Below are 14,333 nucleotides of genomic sequence, written 5' to 3'. Positions count from 1 at the left end.
CGCTAGTCCGGTGTACGCCCGCTGCCGGATGTGAAAGGTGTTGTGGCACTGCGCAATGCGTCGATGACGGCCGCGACGGCGGGGGTGAGCGCGGCGGGTGTGCGGATCAGCGACAGGCGGCGCAGTTCGAGGGCGGCGCGGTCGTGGGCGCCGGTGAGCACGCGCATCGTGATCACCTCCGGCGGCAGCACCGGGAACAGGCCCGAGGGGACGGTGGTGACGCCGCAGCCGGCGGCGACGAGGGCGAGTTTGGCGAGCCAGTCGCGGGCGCGGTGGGCGATGTGGGGGCGTCCGGGCAGCCAGGGCCACACTCCCAGCAGGGGTTCGGTGGTGGCGGAGGGTCCGGCGATCCAGGGGGCGTCGACGAGTTCGTCGACGGTGACGGTGGCGCGGCCGGCGAAGCGGCCGGTGGCGGGTGCGGCGACGAGCAGTTCGACGTCGGTGAGTTGTTCGACGATCAGCCGCGGTAGCTCGGTGTCGGGTGGCCGGTGCGGCGGGCGCGAGGTGATCACGGCGAGATCCAGGCTGCCGGCGCGGATCGCGCGGACCAGCGCCGGAGTGGTGCCCTCGCGGGTGGACACCTCCAGGCCGGGATGGGTGCGTCGCAGTGCGGCCAGCGCGGTGGGTACGAGAACCACGCCCGCGCTGATGAGGCTGCCCAGCCGCACCCGCTGGGTGACGTCGTCGCCGTCGAGGTCGCGTCGTGCCGCGTCCAGGGCGTCGAGGACGACGCGGGCGTGGCGCAGCAGGGTGAGTCCGGCAGGGGTGAGGTGGACGCCGGTGCGGTGGCGTTCGAACAGAGGTTTGCCGGCGTCGCGTTCGAGGGCGGCGGCTTGGCGGGAGATTCCGGATTGGGTGTAGCCGAGTGCGGTGGCCGCGGCGGTGAACGAGCCGCGTTCGGCGACCTCGGCCAGCACCCGCAGCCCGGCCGGTGACAGGTCCATGACAGTACGGCATACCAGATATGCCGGACTCTCGCTGGTGGCATGGCCGAATCGCGACCTACGTTGGCGGGGAACTGATTCGGAAGCAGGAGGAATGGGCGATGCGTGCGGCGATGTTGGAGCAGTTCGGGCGGCCGTTGACGGTGAGGACCGTGCCCGATCCGGAGGCAGGCCCGGGTGAGGTGCTGGTGGATGTGCTGGCTACCTGTGTATTGCCCTATGCGGCAGAGGTTTTCGGTGGTGTGCGTAGATACCCGCTGGAGCCGCCGGTGATTCCGGGAATGGGCGGGGTGGGCCGGGTGGTGTCGGTCGGCCCGGATGCGACCCGGCTGCGGCCCGGTGACCTGGTGTGGTGTGATCCGACGGTGCGTTCCCGCGACGACGCGCGCACGCCCGACATCACGTTGCAGGGCTGGAGTTCGCGCGGGCCGGGCGGGCTGCGGTTGTCGCGGTACTTCCATCACGGTTCGTTCGCGGAGCGGATGGTCGTGCCGACCGAGAACGCTGTGCCGCTCGGTGACGTCGAGGCCGGGGAGGTGGCCCGGTGGGCGGCGCTGGCGGTGCCGCTGGTGCCGTACGGGGGTCTGCTGGCGGCGGATCTGCGCGCGGGGGAAACGGTGCTGGTGAGCGGGGCGACCGGCAATTTCGGGGGTGCGGCGGTGGCGGTGGGGCTGGCGATGGGCGCGAGCCGGGTGGTGGCTCCCGGCCGCAACCGCGCGGCTCTGACCCGATTGCGGGACCTGTTCGGTGAGCGGGTCCGCCCGGTCGAGCTGACCGGTGGCGCGGAGGTGGATCGGCAGGCGATGCGGGCGGCGGGCGGGGGAGCGGTGGATGTCGTGCTCGATATGCTGCCGCCCGCGGCGGATTCGCAGGTGGTGCGGACCGCGGCGATGACGGTGCGGGAGTTCGGGCGCGTCGTGCTCATGGGCGGGGTGGGGATGCTGGGCGGTTCCGATCTGGCGCTGCCGTATCCGTGGCTGATGCGCAACAGTGTCACGCTGCGCGGGCAGTGGATGTGCCCGCGCACCGCGGTCGGCGGGCTGATCGAGCTGGTGCGATGCGGGCTGCTGGATCTGTCGGGGGAGACGGTCACCACCTTCGGGCTGGCGGAGATCGCGGCGGCGGTCGAGCATGCCGCGGCCCATCCCGCGGCGTTCGATCGCACGGTGGTGCTGCCGCAGCGGCGGTCACCACTGCCGGAGTAGGTAATACCCGGGTATTATGGTGGCTGCGTGGAGTACGCATGGTGGATCGGAATCCACTCGTTCCTGGCTCGTGCCGAGGTGGCGCCCTGGGAGGTGATGGAGGTGCTGTATTCGTCGCGGCGCTGGCCGCGTCCGGCCCGCACCCCGGAAGGGCTGCCCGTCACCACCGTGTGGGGCCGCACCGATGCGGGCCGGCCGCTGGTGGTGATGCTGCGGATGCGGCCGTCGCCGGAGTCGGCCGGCACCTGGGAGATCGTCATGGCCGCGCAGATGCGCCCGCAGCAGCTCGAGGAATACACCGCATGGGAGGCGAACCGATGACCGACAAGCACATCTTCGAACCGAAGCCCGGCGCCGACCCGCAGGCGGTCGTGGACGCCCTGGTGTTCGACGACACCGCCGCCGCACCCGCGCTGCCGCCCACGGGCGAGGAGATCGAACGCGGCATGGTCACCACCTCCCTGAAACTGCCGAAGGATCTGCGCGACCGGATCCGGGAGGCGGCCGCCGAACACTGCGTAACCCCGTCGATGCTGATTCGCCAATACATCGAGATGGGGTTGCTCGCCGAACAGCCCGGCCGCATGATCCCGCTGTCGGATGCGATCCGGGTGCTGAGCAGTCTGCGTCCCTCGGCCTGAGGCGCGGCCGTCAGTCGAGTTCGGTGGCGGCCCACAGGTCGTAGCCGTGACCGCCGGGCTCGGGTGGGCCTGCCACGATGCGGTGGGTGCGGGTGCCGTCGGGGGTGCGTTCGGTGCGCAGGAACAGATCGCCCGGGTGTGCGTCGGTGTGGCGGGTGCGGGCGTAGTCGTGGAGATGGGTGACGAATACGACCTTCACTCCGGCCTCGGTGAGCGCGCGCAGCAGTGGCCCGGCGATACGGCCGGCGTCGCGTTCGCCGGTGGAGGCGAACGCCTCGTTGCACAGCAGCATCCCGTGCGGACCGATCCGGTCGACCACGGCGTTCATGCGGACCAGTTCGTCGGCGAGTTTGCCGTAGGACAGGGTGTGGTCCTCGTCGCCGACGAAGTGGGTGAACACCCCGTCGCGGACGTCGGCGGCGAATTCCTCGGCGAGGACGAACATTCCGGCCTGCATCATCAGCTGCGCGGCACCGAGGCTGCGCAGGAACGTGGATTTGCCGCCGTTGTTGGCGCCGGTGACGATCAGCAGCGATCGCCGGTCGGCGTCGAGGTCGCTGCCCGCGACCGTCGCGGGGGCGGGGCTGAGGGCCAGGGTGATGTCGCGCAGCCCGCGGCAGCGCAGCCGTAGCGTGCCGGGTGGGTAGGGGTGTGGCACGCAGTAGGGGATAGCGGTGCGGTCGAGGTGGTCTCGCAGGATCAGGCAGCCGAGGTAGAAGGCGGTTTCGTCGCGTAAGCGCAGGAAGAAGGCGTGTAGCCGGTCGGCGGCTCCGGCGACCACGTCCGCGAGTTCGGTTAGTGCGTGATCCTTCAGCTGCATCACCGGGTCGGACGTGACGTCACCATCGGCGATGGCGTCGAAAACGCTTGTGCCGCGCGACAATCCGAATCGTGTCCGGCGAGCGGGCGGTGGCCGGTGGACCACGATACCGGTGATCTTGTTGCCGGCGCCCAGGCCTGCTTCGAACTCGACTCCGTGGTCGAAGCGCAGCACGCTCAGCTCGTCGCGCACCGCCCGCAGGTAGGTGTCGTCGAACTGTGTCGTGGTCGCGATCAGGTCGGTCCAGCCCGCGGCGGTGACGCGGTCGCCGTCGCGTTCGAGCAGGGTGCGCAGTCGGCGCAGCAGCTCGAGCTGTTCGGTGAACGGGGGCAGCGCGAGCACCAGTGTGCCGTTGGCTCGCCGCCCGGCGGTGGATGTCCAGCGCCGCACCGACGCCGCGGTGGCGGCGATGTCGTGGACGGCGCGCACGAGGCGCGGGTTCGCGCAGCAGTCGGTGAGCACGGCGTGGCGGTGCGCGATCACCGCCGGATCGGCCGGGGCGTCGGCGATCACGGACCGGACCGCCTCGGCTATCGCCGGATCGCTGCCGGCGATCGTGGCGAACAGTGCGGACAGGCCCAGATCCTCGACGGCGGTGTCGCCGAGCGCGGTGGGTGCGGGTGTGGTGTCGCCGGGGTAGAGCAGCCGGACTCTCATCGCGCCAGCCTCGCGGCCACCGCCTCGTAGCCGAGTCCGTAGCGGTCGGCGAGTTCGGTGGCGTAGGCGCGGCCGTCGGCGCGGCGGCGCACGATGCGGTAGCTGCGGTGTGTGCGGTCGTCCGGGTCGGTCAGCGCCACCATCGAGACCACCTCGGGTCCGGCCTCGGCGAGGTCGTCGAAGAAGCTCACCCACACGCCCCACGCGCCGCGCCGCACGATGTGGGCCAGGACCTCGCCCGCGATGCGCGCACCGTCGTGGGCGGTGGTCGTGGAGAAACTCTCGTTGAGCACGATCAGGGTGTGCGCGCTCGCGGTCCGCAGAATCTCACGCATGGACCGCAGGTCCGCCAGTAGCCGTCCGTCCGGGTCGCCGGCGTGTTCGGCGCGTTCGAAGTGGGTGTGGATGCGATCGGGCAACGGCAGCCGCGCCGTGTGCGCGGGGACCGGGCCGCCGAGGGCGGCGAAGTACGCCAGTTGCCCGATCGTGCGCGCGAAGGTTGTTTTGCCGCCCTGGTTGGGGCCGGTCACCACCGCCAGCCGTTCCGGGCTGTCGAGCCTGAAGTCGTTGCACACCACCGGATTCGGGGAGCGGGTGGCGAGGGTGAGGTCGTAGGCGCGGTCGGCGTGGATCGGTTCGCCCGGTGCGGCGATATCGGGCAGGCACACACTGCGCCCGGTTCCGGCGGCGCGGTGGGCGAAGCGGCGGTAGCGCAGGTAGAACTGCATGCCTCGGTCGAAGTCGGTGACCTCGGGGGCGATGAAATCACGATGGCGGGTGGCGAAGTCGGCCAGTCGCGCGAACGGCGCCGGGTACCGGGCGGCGACCCGGTCGAGGATCTGTTCCTCGGTCTGGTTCATATCCGGCCACTCCGATCGCGGGCGCGGGTCGTGGCGGTGGGGTGCGCCGAAGCGGGCGAGCAGTTGTGTCACGGCGGCGGTGTAGTCGGGGGCGGGGCGGGCGGCGCTCACCTCGAGGGTGCGGTCGACGATCCGCAGCTGGTACCGCACCTGGGCCAGTGCGGCCCGCGCGGTGTCGATGTCGTCGGTGAGTGCCCGCAAATCCCTACTCGCGCAATAGGTGTCGAGGTAGGTGCGCCACCGTAGCAGTGCCCGCGACCGTAGTGGCAGCCGGGCGGTCGCGGTGTGCAGGGCGGTCATCGCCGTCACGTAGTCGGCGGCGGCGTCGAGGTGCAGGCGGTGGCGCTGATGGGGGTGATACAGCTCGCCCGCGACGCGCAGCCGGCGCCGTACCCGCCACATCGCGATCACGAAATCCTCTGCGGCGGAGCGGGTGTCGCCGTCGTCGAGGTCGGTGAACACTTCCTGGCGGAATCGGACGGTCTCGGGGTCGCGGACCGGGCGGCGGAGCAGGGCGGTGAGGTCGTGGTCGTCGGTCTCGCCGACGATCGCGGCGATCAGTGGTTCGATCTCCAGATCGGTCAGCGCGTTCTGGCCGACCTCGACGGACGCGACGCGCTCGGCCGGTACCGGCCACAACACGCTGACGGTCTGCATTCCCCACCCACTTCCCGCGCCGGCCGGATCGGGTGAACGACCCGGTAGGGGGCTTTCCGGTCAGGCTAGCGACATTACTTACCGGCCGTCAAGTAATCACGATCGGCCGGGTTGAACACCGCGCGAAGTTGTACAGCCAGCTACACAGTTAGCTTAGTAAGTGATACGGTGGGGTCATGTCCGGAAAGCCTGCGCCCACAGCCGCCGCGGTGGCCAGTGATCTGCGAGTCGCGGTCAGCCGGCTGCTGCGGCAGCTGCGCGCTCAGGCCGAGGGCAGCGACCTCACCAAATCCCAGAGCTCGGTCCTCATCCGCCTCGAACAGGGCGGGCCCGCCACGGCCACCCAGCTGGCCCGTGCGGCGGGAATGCGCCCGCAGTCGATGGCGAAAATCGTTCGCGCGCTCGAAGATGCGGGTCTCATCGCGGGCACACCCGATCCGGCCGACGGCCGCAAAACCGTCCTGGACCTGACCGAGGCCGCCCGCGACGAGTTCCGCACCGGCCGCCGCGCGAAAGAGGACTGGCTGACCCGCGTCATCGAGGCCGAATTCACCGACGCCGAAATCCGGCAGCTCGCCGATGCGATCGGCCTGCTCGACCGCATCGGCCGCGCCGGCTGACCGAGCGCCCACAACCGAAATCCGCGACCCGGCCACCGGGCCCGCGCGTCCCCGCGCGCGCCGCACCCGGCGCTCCGAAACCGCACGCCAGCAAAGGAATTCGTCATGCCCGTCACCACACTGGACCCGGCCACCGCCCTCATCGTGATCGATTTGCAGCAGGGCATCGTCGGCCGGCCGCTGGCGCATCCGGTCGAGCCCGTGATCGCGCACGCGGCCACTCTCGCCCAGGCCTTCCGCGACCGCGACCTCCCGGTCGTGCTGGTCAACGTCGCCGGTACCCCGCCGGGGCGCACCGACGCCGGCGCCACCGCCATGACCGATCTGCCGCCGGACTGGACGGCCCTCATCCCGGAAATGCGACCGCATCCGGGCGACATCCAGGTCACCAAGCACGCCCGCAGCGCCTTCGCCGGCACCGGGCTGGCCGACCGGTTGCGCGCCGACGGAGTCACCCAGGTGGTGGTCGTGGGCATCGCCACCGGCGCCGGTGTCGAATCGACCGCCCGCGACGCCCACGAACAGGGTTTCCATGTCACGCTGCCCGTCGACGCGATGACCGATTCCGACGGCGAACGCCACGACCACAGCATCACCCACATCTTCGGCCGCATCGCCGAAACCGGCACCACCGACGACGTGCTACAGACATTGGCGGCACGCTCGTGACAGCCGCTCCCGCCGATACCGCACCCGTCCGCAGCGACCCGTTCACCGCCCGCTTCGTCGGGCCGCTGCTGCTGGGCTCGACCCTCAACCCGATCAACACCTCCACCATCGCCACCGCCCTCGTCGGCATCGGTGTGGACTTCCACCGCGGCCCCGGCACCACCGCCGTGCTCATCTCGGTGCTGTATCTGTGCAGCGCCGTCGCCCAGCCCACCATGGGCAAACTCGCCACCCTGTTCGGATCGCGGCGCATGTTCACCAGCGGGCTGATCATCCTGATCGCCGCCGGCGTGATCGGCGCCGCCGCACCGGCTTTCGGATTCCTGGTGGTGTCGCGGGCGCTCATCGGGATCGGCACCTCGGCGGCGTTTCCCACCGCGATGGCGCTGGTGCGGGGGCGCGCCGACGCCGCCGGGACGGGGGTGCCGGCGCGGGTGCTGGGTAATTTCTCGATCGCCGCGCAGGTCACCTCCGTGGTGGGGCTGCCGCTGGGGGGACTGCTGGCAGGAGTGTTCGGTTGGCGCGCAATATTTTTCGTCAACATTCCGCTCGCGCTGGTCGCGCTGGTGGCGACACTGACCGGTGTGCCGAAAGATGAACCGCGCCGCCGCGATCAGGGGTCGCTGCCGGCCGCGATCGACATCGTCGGCATCGGCCTGTTCGCCGGTGCGGTGATCGGCATGCTGACGTTTCTGTCGGACCTGCGCTCACCGCTGTGGTGGTTGCTGCCGGTGACGCTGGGGCTGGCCACCGCGCTGGTGGCGTGGGAGTGGCGGGCCCGCAGCCCGCTGCTCGATGTGCGGATGCTGACCCGCAACGGCGGGCTGACGCGCACCTATCTGCGGCAGGCGGTGGTATCGCTGGGCACCTACACCGCCCTCTACGGGACCAGCCAATGGATGGAACAGGCCGCACACTACAGCGCCTCCCAGGTGGGGTTGATCCTGTTGCCGCTGTCGGCGATCAGCATCGTCATCGCGCGTCTGGTGTCGAATCGGGGCTGGGTACGGGTACCGCTGGCCGCCAGCGGTGCGGCGTTGATCGCGACTGGGCTGGTGATGGTCGTGATCACCCACGACTCGCCGGTGATCGTGCTGATCGCGATGTCGCTGCTGTTCGGAGTGGCCAGCGGGGCCAGCGGGTTCGCCAACCAGGCCGCGCTGTACGTGCAGGCGCCCGCCCGGCAGGTCGCGGTGGCGTCGGGGTTGTATCGCACCTTCGCCTATATGGGGGCGATCTTCTCCTCCAGCCTGATCGCGCTGACCTTCGGTTCGGCCACCACCGACGCCGGATTGCACGCCATCGCCTGGGTGATCGTCGGCCTCGGTGTCGCCGTCGCGCTGATGACACTGCTGGACACCACGATTCCGGTCCGCACGGGCCGGGCTTCGGCGCGGTGACTCAGGTGTAGGTGGCGGTCAGGTCGATGACCCGCTGCCGCGGCCACGGGCATCGGATCTCGCCCTGGGTGGCGGCGAAGAACAATTCGAACTGCACCTGCCAGGCGGCCAGTAATCCGGCGCGGTGCGAGGCGAACCGGTGGGGCAGGGTGTGGGTGAAGTCGACCCGGGTGCCCAGTCGCGGATCGGCGACGATCTCCCACCGCGCCCGTCCCGCCGGCTGCCCGTCCACCGACACCTCGTATTCCAGCAGCCGCGGCGGATCGAGTGCGGTGACCGGTCCCGGTTCGATCTGCGGGTTGGTCGCGCGGGCCGGTGGCATCGCACCGACGCGCGGCGGCTGGTCCTCGACCAGGATCGCCCAGATCGTGTCCGCCGCCCGCCACACCAGATCACGCGAAAACCGCAGCACCACACCGGATTCGGGATCGGCACCCGGTTCGGCGCTGCCGCGGGCCAGCCCGAACTTCTCGATGTAGGATTCCGCTCGCGCCAGCCATCCGGTCGCCGGGTCCTCGCTCACCTCGGTCTCGTCGAGGGCGGCGGACAGGCTCGTCAGGCAGCCGTCCCATCCGGCGGCGGTGCGGGCGGCGCCCAGGCGGCCGGTGGGGCCGTCGCCGAGCGCGTGGGTGAACACCAGCCGGCAGCCGTCGCCCTCGGCGATCAGTTCGAATCGCAGCACGTCGCGGTTCCAGCGGAACATGAACACCTTCGGCGGATCGACCTCGAGGACTTCTCCGTCCCAGCTGCCGTCGACGGGCGCTTCGTCGTCGAAGACGAACCGCATCGGCGCGCCGGGGCGCAGTTCGGTCTGCACGGCGGCGGGAAACCACGCCGTCATCTGCTGCGGATCGGTGATCGCCCGCCACACGCGTTCGCGGGGGTGGGCGAAGCGGCGCTCGAACCGCAATGTCGGGGTGCCGTCGATCGTGGTCAGTTCGGCGGACGGGTCACTCATCGTCATCACTCCTCGCGGTCTCGGCATCGATGGATGGGGTGCTGTCGTCGGCGGCCAGGACGTCGAGGTGGCGGGCCAGCGCGTCGAGGCTGGTGTCCCACAGCTGCCGGTAGGGGGCCAGCCACAGGTCGATCTCGGTGAGCGGCTGGGGTCGCAGCCGATACCAGCGGCGTTGGGCGTCGTGGCGGACCTCGACGAGCCCGGCGCCGCGCAGGATCTTCAGATGTTTCGACACCGTCGGTTGCGCGAGGCGCAACTCCGTGACCAGTTCGCCGACCAGGTGTTCGCGCCGGCGCAGCAGGTCCAGGATTTCGCGGCGTCGCGGTTCGGCCAACGCCTCGAACGTAGATGCCATATTGGCAATATAGCCGAAACGGAATATAAGGGGAAGTGTGCAGCGCTCACATGCGCAGCGGCAGGCCGGCGCGGATGCGGTTCATGCGGTCCTCGTGCACGACGTGCGCGCGGTCGAGAAGCGTGGCCAGGTCGTCGGCGCGGAAGCGGTGCACATATTTGTCCGGCAGCCCGGCCATGACCCGTTCCGAGTCCAGCAGTCGCGTATAGGTGCGTTCGCGGACGGCCTGGTCGGCCTCGTAGCCCAGATCGAGGTAGCGGGTGGCGTAGCGGCGGGCTCCGGCCACCGCGGTCTGCGCACGCCCGGCCGGGCTCCACAGCGACACCATCACGGTCACGACGAGTATCGCCACGATCACCACCAGCGACCACACGGTGGGGATCTCGGCCACCGGCACCGGGTCGCCGTCGTTGACGAACGGCACGCTGTTGTGATGCAGGGCGTGCAGGATCAGCTTCACGCCGATGAAGCCGAGCACGGCGGCCAGCCCGAAACCGAGATAGATCAGCCGGTCCAGCAGGCCCTCGAGCAGGAAGAACAGCTGCCGCAAACCCAGCAGCGAGAACGCCGTGGCGGTGAATACGAGGAACACGTTCTGGGTCAGGCCGAAGATCGCGGGAATCGAGTCCAGGGCGAACAGCACATCGGTGCCGCCGATCGCGATCATCGCCGACATCATCGGAGTCAACCGGCGCCGCCCGTCCACGATCGTGGTCATCGCGTCACCGTCGTAGAAGTCGGTGGTGCGCAGCAGTTTCCGGGTCGCGCGCACCACGACCCCGTCGCCGGAATGAGTGTCCTCGCTCTCGGGGCGCAGCATATTGCCCGCGGTCACCAGCAGCACCCCGCCGAACAGGTAGAACACCCACGCGAAACGGTTGATCAGCGTCGCCCCGAGGAAGATGAACCCGGTGCGCGCCACCAGCGAGATCACGATCCCCACCAGCAGTACCTTCTGCTGGGCGGCCGCGGGCACCCGGAAGGCGGTGAAGATCACCAGGAAGACGAACAGGTTGTCCACCGACAGCGCCTTCTCGGTGATGTAGCCGGCGAAGTACTCGACCCCCATCTCCGATCCGCCCAGCGCCCACACCGCGAACCCGAACGCGACCGCCACACCGATGTAGGCCGTCGACCACACCGCCGACTCGCGCAGCGTCGGCGAATGCGCGCTGCGCACATGGAAGACGAAGTCGAACACCAGCAGCACGACGATCAGCGCCAGCGCACCGGCCCATGCCAGCAGCGGAACGGTCACGGCGGCCTCCTGTGCCCGAGGGGTCTCGGGTGACTGTAGCGTCCGCGCCGGCGCCCTCGCGGCGATCGACATGCTTCCCCGGACGCCCGGATGCCCCGCGCACCGGCGGTGGTGCGCGGGGCATCCGGGCGATACGGGATCAGGCCAGGTCGAACCGGTCGGCGTTCATCACCTTGTCCCAGGCGGCGATGAAATCGTCGACGAACTTGGCTTTGGCGTCGTCGGCGGCGTACACCTCGGCCAGGGCTCGCAGCTGCGAGTTGGAGCCGAACACCAGATCGACGCGGCTGCCGGTCCAGCGCTGTTCGCCGCTGGCGCGGTCGGTGCCGATGTAGGTGCCGTCGTCGGCGGGCGACGGCTTCCACTCGGTGCTCATGTCGAGCAGGTTGACGAAGAAGTCGTTGCTCAGCACACCGGGATTGTCGGTGAGCACACCCAGCGGCGACTGCTTGTGGTTGGCGCCGAGCACGCGCAGACCGCCGACGAGCACGGTCATCTCCGGCGCGGTCAGCCGCAGCAGGTTCGCCTTGTCGACCAGCAGGTACTCCGCCGGCAGGCGGGTGCCCTTGCCGAGGTAGTTGCGGAAGCCGTCGGCCTTGGGCTCGAGTGCGGAGAACGACTCCACGTCGGTCTGTTCCTGAGTGGCGTCGCTGCGGCCGGGAGTGAACGGGACGGTGGCTCCGAAACCGGCGTCGCGGGCGGCCTTCTCGATCGCCGCGACACCGCCGAGGACCACCACATCGGCGAACGATACGCGCACGTTGCCCGTCTGTTCGGTGTTGAACGCCTCCTGGATCGCTTCCAGGGTGCGGATCACCTGGGCCAGTTCGTCGGGATCGTTGACCTCCCAGCCGTTCTGCGGTTGCAGCCGCAACCGGCCGCCGTTGGCGCCGCCGCGTTTGTCGCTGCCGCGGAACGAGGCCGCCGCCGCCCACGCCGTGGACACCAGTTGCGGCACCGTCAGACCCGAATCCAGGATGCGCGCCTTGAGGGTGGTGATCTCGGCGTCACCGATCAGGTCGTGATCGACGGCCGGGATCGGGTCCTGCCACAGCAGGGTCTCCTCCGGCACCAGCGGACCCAGATAGCGGACCTTGGGTCCCATATCGCGGTGGATCAGCTTGTACCAGGCCTTGGCGAACTCCTCGGCCAGTTCCTCGGGATGGTCGAGCCAGCGCCGCGTGATCGGCCCGTAGATGGGGTCCAGGCGCAGCGACAGGTCGGTGGTCAGCATCGCGGGGGCCTGGGTCTTGGACGGGTCGTGGGCGTCGGGCACCGTGCCCGCGCCGGCGCCGTCCTTCGGCACCCACTGCCACGCCCCGGCGGGGCTCTTGGTCTGCTCCCATTCGTAGCCGTAGAGGGTTTCGAGGAAGCTGTTGTCCCACTGGGTCGGGGTCGGGGTCCAGGTCACCTCGATGCCGCTGGTGATCGCGTCCTTGCCGACACCGGTGCCGAACGAGCTCTTCCAGCCCAGGCCCAGCTGCTCGAGCGGCGCGGCTTCGGGTTCGGGGCCGACGTTGTCGGCGGGGCCCGCGCCGTGGGTCTTGCCGAAGGTGTGCCCGCCGACGATCAGTGCCGCGGTCTCCACATCGTTCATCGCCATCCGCCGGAACGTCTCGCGGATGTCGATCGCGGCGGCCAGCGGATCCGGATTGCCGTTGGGCCCTTCGGGATTGACGTAGATCAGGCCCATCTGCACGGCCGCGAGCGGGTTCTCCAGATCGCGCTGCCCGGAGTAGCGGTCATCGCCGAGCCATTCCAGCTCCGGACCCCAGTACACCTCCTCGGGCTCCCATTCGTCGACGCGGCCGCCGCCGAAGCCGAAGGTCTGGAAACCCATGTGCTCGAGGGCGACGTTGCCGGTGTAGACGATGAGGTCGGCCCATGACAGTTTGCGGCCGTACTTCTGTTTCACCGGCCACAGCAGCCGCCGCGCCTTGTCCAGGCTGGCGTTGTCGGGCCAGCTGTTGAGCGGGGCGAAACGCTGCATACCGGATCCGGCGCCGCCGCGGCCGTCCTCGATGCGGTAGGTGCCGGCCGCATGCCAGGCCATGCGGATGAACAGAGGCCCGTAGTGACCGAAATCGGCCGGCCACCAGTCCTGCGAGGTCGTCATCACCTCGATGATGTCGGCCTTGACCGCCGCCAGATCCAGGGTGGCGAATTCGGCGGCATAGTCGTAGTCCGCGCCGAAGGGGTGGATTTCGGCCGGATTGTGTTGCAGCACTTTGAGGTTGAGTTGTTCCGGCCACCAGTCGCGGTTGCCGCCACCTTCGACCGGCCGCTTCATGCGGCCGATGACGGGGCATCCGCTCTCGGGCGGTTCGGTATTGGCCTCGGCGATAGGTGGATGTTCCTCAGGCACGGTATTTCCTTTCCGAGAGAGTGAAACGGGCTGTGATCACGGGTTCGATCGAGACGTCGGCAGGGAACAGGAGGGGCACAGCCCCCAGTAGATGACCTCGGCCTCCTCGAGGACGAAGCCGTTGTCGTCGGCGGCGGTCAGGCACGGTGCGTCGCCGACCGCGCAGTCGACATCGGCGATGACGCCGCAGGAGCGGCACACCAGGTGGTGGTGGTTGTCGCCGACGCGGGTCTCGTAGCGCGCGACCGATCCCATCGGCTGGATCCGGCGCAGCAGACCGGCCTCGGTCAGCGCCCGCAGCACGTCGTAGACGGCCTGATGGGAGACCGTGCCGAGGGTGCCGCGGACCAGGCCGAGGATGGTGTCGGTGTCGGAGTGCGGGTGATCGGCCACAGCGGTCAGCACCGCGATCCGCGGGGCTGTCACCCGCAGCGCGGCCCGGCGCAGCATGCGCTCGAAATCCGCCGTAGTGGACACGCTCCGAAGTATGACTCATTCAAGTAACCGGTAGGTGCGGATTTGAGAACCCAGTTTCCGGCCCCCCGTCCGGCGGGGGCCGGACCTCGCCCCCGGTGGCGCACGCCGCGGCCCCGACACCCTGCTCGGAGCGCGCCGGCCGGGCCGGGATATGACGCGGTAGGTGGCCGGCGCCCGGGAAATCTGTGATTGTTGTGATCTCTGGGGTTTCTGATGCCCGTGACTACAACGAAATTCGACCCTCATCGGGGCTCGATTTCATAACGACCGGCACGAAAATCGCGGTCGGTGAGCGGAAGCGTCCTGCACTTCCCGCGTCCGACCGGGCGAAAGGGTGACTATCCGGTACCGCGGAAACTTCGCAGTTATCAAAAAATTACTTTTTATCCGGGCGTGTCCGGCCACCGAATCTACCTACGACACACTGCCGTGAGGTGCTTCACGTGC

General features: G+C 69.6%; 14 protein-coding genes. 6 read left to right on the top strand and 8 right to left on the bottom strand.

What is annotated here, in order from left to right; genetic code table 11:
* Positions 1-2: 2 nt before the first annotated feature.
* Complete coding sequence (locus tag NMI01S_RS12370) at positions 3-944, bottom strand: LysR family transcriptional regulator (protein WP_062996702.1); 942 nt, start codon at positions 942-944, stop codon at positions 3-5.
* Positions 945-1,045: 101 nt separating this feature from the next.
* On the opposite strand from NMI01S_RS12370, the gene NMI01S_RS12365 reads away from it, so the two are divergent.
* Genes NMI01S_RS12365 through NMI01S_RS12355 form a run of 3 tightly spaced genes read left to right on the top strand, consistent with a single transcriptional unit; the run spans position 1,046 to position 2,790 of the window.
* Positions 1,046-2,149, top strand: a complete 1,104-nt coding sequence (locus NMI01S_RS12365; protein ID WP_062997027.1) for a quinone oxidoreductase family protein — start codon at positions 1,046-1,048, stop codon at positions 2,147-2,149.
* 27 nt (positions 2,150-2,176) lie between these two features.
* Complete coding sequence (locus NMI01S_RS12360) at positions 2,177-2,470, top strand: hypothetical protein (RefSeq protein WP_051043657.1); 294 nt, start codon at positions 2,177-2,179, stop codon at positions 2,468-2,470.
* Positions 2,467-2,790 carry a ribbon-helix-helix domain-containing protein gene (locus NMI01S_RS12355; RefSeq protein ID WP_157126146.1) on the top strand — a complete coding sequence of 108 codons (324 nt, stop codon included), beginning with the start codon at positions 2,467-2,469 and terminating at the stop codon, positions 2,788-2,790. The genes NMI01S_RS12360 and NMI01S_RS12355 overlap by 4 nt, the downstream gene beginning before the upstream one ends.
* Positions 2,791-2,800: 10 nt before the next feature.
* Here the strand turns inward: NMI01S_RS12355 and NMI01S_RS12350 are convergent, their stop codons facing one another.
* Both NMI01S_RS12350 and NMI01S_RS12345 read right to left on the bottom strand, forming a co-directional pair.
* A complete protein-coding gene (locus NMI01S_RS12350; RefSeq protein ID WP_062996698.1) occupies positions 2,801-4,267 on the bottom strand; it encodes a MutS-related protein in 1,467 nt (488 codons plus the stop codon).
* Positions 4,264-5,784 carry a MutS-related protein gene (locus NMI01S_RS12345; protein WP_062996696.1) on the bottom strand — a complete coding sequence of 507 codons (1,521 nt, stop codon included), beginning with the start codon at positions 5,782-5,784 and terminating at the stop codon, positions 4,264-4,266. The genes NMI01S_RS12350 and NMI01S_RS12345 overlap by 4 nt, the downstream gene beginning before the upstream one ends.
* A gap of 176 nt (positions 5,785-5,960) precedes the next feature.
* Here NMI01S_RS12345 and NMI01S_RS12340 point away from each other — a divergent pair, with 176 nt between their 5' ends.
* The 3 genes from NMI01S_RS12340 to NMI01S_RS12330 all read left to right on the top strand — a co-directional run bounded on the left by NMI01S_RS12340 (position 5,961) and on the right by NMI01S_RS12330 (position 8,473).
* Positions 5,961-6,404 carry a MarR family winged helix-turn-helix transcriptional regulator gene (locus NMI01S_RS12340; protein WP_062996694.1) on the top strand — a complete coding sequence of 148 codons (444 nt, stop codon included), beginning with the start codon at positions 5,961-5,963 and terminating at the stop codon, positions 6,402-6,404.
* A gap of 105 nt (positions 6,405-6,509) precedes the next feature.
* The gene (locus tag NMI01S_RS12335; protein ID WP_062996692.1) at positions 6,510-7,073 is read left to right on the top strand and encodes an isochorismatase family protein; all 564 of its coding nucleotides are present in this window, start codon (positions 6,510-6,512) and stop codon (positions 7,071-7,073) included.
* Positions 7,070-8,473 carry an MFS transporter gene (locus NMI01S_RS12330; RefSeq protein WP_062996690.1) on the top strand — a complete coding sequence of 468 codons (1,404 nt, stop codon included), beginning with the start codon at positions 7,070-7,072 and terminating at the stop codon, positions 8,471-8,473. Before NMI01S_RS12335 ends, NMI01S_RS12330 begins: the two co-directional genes overlap by 4 nt.
* 1 nt (position 8,474) lies before the next feature.
* Here NMI01S_RS12330 and NMI01S_RS12325 read toward each other — a convergent pair whose 3' ends face one another.
* The 5 genes from NMI01S_RS12325 to NMI01S_RS12305 form a co-directional block, all read right to left on the bottom strand.
* Positions 8,475-9,431 carry an SRPBCC family protein gene (locus NMI01S_RS12325; RefSeq protein WP_062996688.1) on the bottom strand — a complete coding sequence of 319 codons (957 nt, stop codon included), beginning with the start codon at positions 9,429-9,431 and terminating at the stop codon, positions 8,475-8,477.
* Positions 9,424-9,786, bottom strand: coding sequence for an ArsR/SmtB family transcription factor (locus tag NMI01S_RS12320; RefSeq protein WP_062996686.1), 363 nt, complete (start codon positions 9,784-9,786; stop codon positions 9,424-9,426). Before NMI01S_RS12320 ends, NMI01S_RS12325 begins: the two co-directional genes overlap by 8 nt.
* Before the next feature lie 46 nt (positions 9,787-9,832).
* The gene (locus NMI01S_RS12315) at positions 9,833-11,044 is read right to left on the bottom strand and encodes a TerC/Alx family metal homeostasis membrane protein (RefSeq protein WP_062996684.1); all 1,212 of its coding nucleotides are present in this window, start codon (positions 11,042-11,044) and stop codon (positions 9,833-9,835) included.
* A gap of 139 nt (positions 11,045-11,183) precedes the next feature.
* On the bottom strand, positions 11,184-13,409 hold the full coding sequence (gene katG, locus NMI01S_RS12310) for a catalase/peroxidase HPI (RefSeq protein WP_062996682.1): 2,226 nt from the start codon (positions 13,407-13,409) through the stop codon (positions 11,184-11,186).
* Positions 13,410-13,445: 36 nt separating this feature from the next.
* Entirely contained in the window at positions 13,446-13,859 is a 414-nt protein-coding gene (locus NMI01S_RS12305) for a Fur family transcriptional regulator (protein ID WP_062996680.1), read from the bottom strand.
* Positions 13,860-14,333 lie beyond the last annotated feature (474 nt).

This window comes from Nocardia mikamii NBRC 108933 (assembly GCF_001613505.1).
Taxonomy (GTDB): domain Bacteria; phylum Actinomycetota; class Actinomycetes; order Mycobacteriales; family Mycobacteriaceae; genus Nocardia; species Nocardia mikamii.
This window is presented reverse-complemented; position numbering and strand designations above follow the sequence as displayed.

Excerpts from the sequence above, each read along its gene's own strand:
- NMI01S_RS12335 (WP_062996692.1), top strand. The coding sequence starts at position 6,510 with ATGCCCGTCACCACACTGGACCCGGCCACCGCCCTCATCGTGATCGAT.
- NMI01S_RS12345 (WP_062996696.1), bottom strand. The coding sequence starts at position 5,784 with ATGCAGACCGTCAGCGTGTTGTGGCCGGTACCGGCCGAGCGCGTCGCG.
- NMI01S_RS12325 (WP_062996688.1), bottom strand. The coding sequence starts at position 9,431 with ATGAGTGACCCGTCCGCCGAACTGACCACGATCGACGGCACCCCGACA.
- NMI01S_RS12305 (WP_062996680.1), bottom strand. The coding sequence starts at position 13,859 with ATGCTGCGCCGGGCCGCGCTGCGGGTGACAGCCCCGCGGATCGCGGTG.
- NMI01S_RS12365 (WP_062997027.1), top strand. The coding sequence starts at position 1,046 with ATGCGTGCGGCGATGTTGGAGCAGTTCGGGCGGCCGTTGACGGTGAGG.
- NMI01S_RS12350 (WP_062996698.1), bottom strand. The coding sequence starts at position 4,267 with ATGAGAGTCCGGCTGCTCTACCCCGGCGACACCACACCCGCACCCACC.
- NMI01S_RS12370 (WP_062996702.1), bottom strand. The coding sequence starts at position 944 with ATGGACCTGTCACCGGCCGGGCTGCGGGTGCTGGCCGAGGTCGCCGAA.
- NMI01S_RS12320 (WP_062996686.1), bottom strand. The coding sequence starts at position 9,786 with ATGGCATCTACGTTCGAGGCGTTGGCCGAACCGCGACGCCGCGAAATC.
- NMI01S_RS12340 (WP_062996694.1), top strand. The coding sequence starts at position 5,961 with ATGTCCGGAAAGCCTGCGCCCACAGCCGCCGCGGTGGCCAGTGATCTG.
- NMI01S_RS12355 (WP_157126146.1), top strand. The coding sequence starts at position 2,467 with ATGACCGACAAGCACATCTTCGAACCGAAGCCCGGCGCCGACCCGCAG.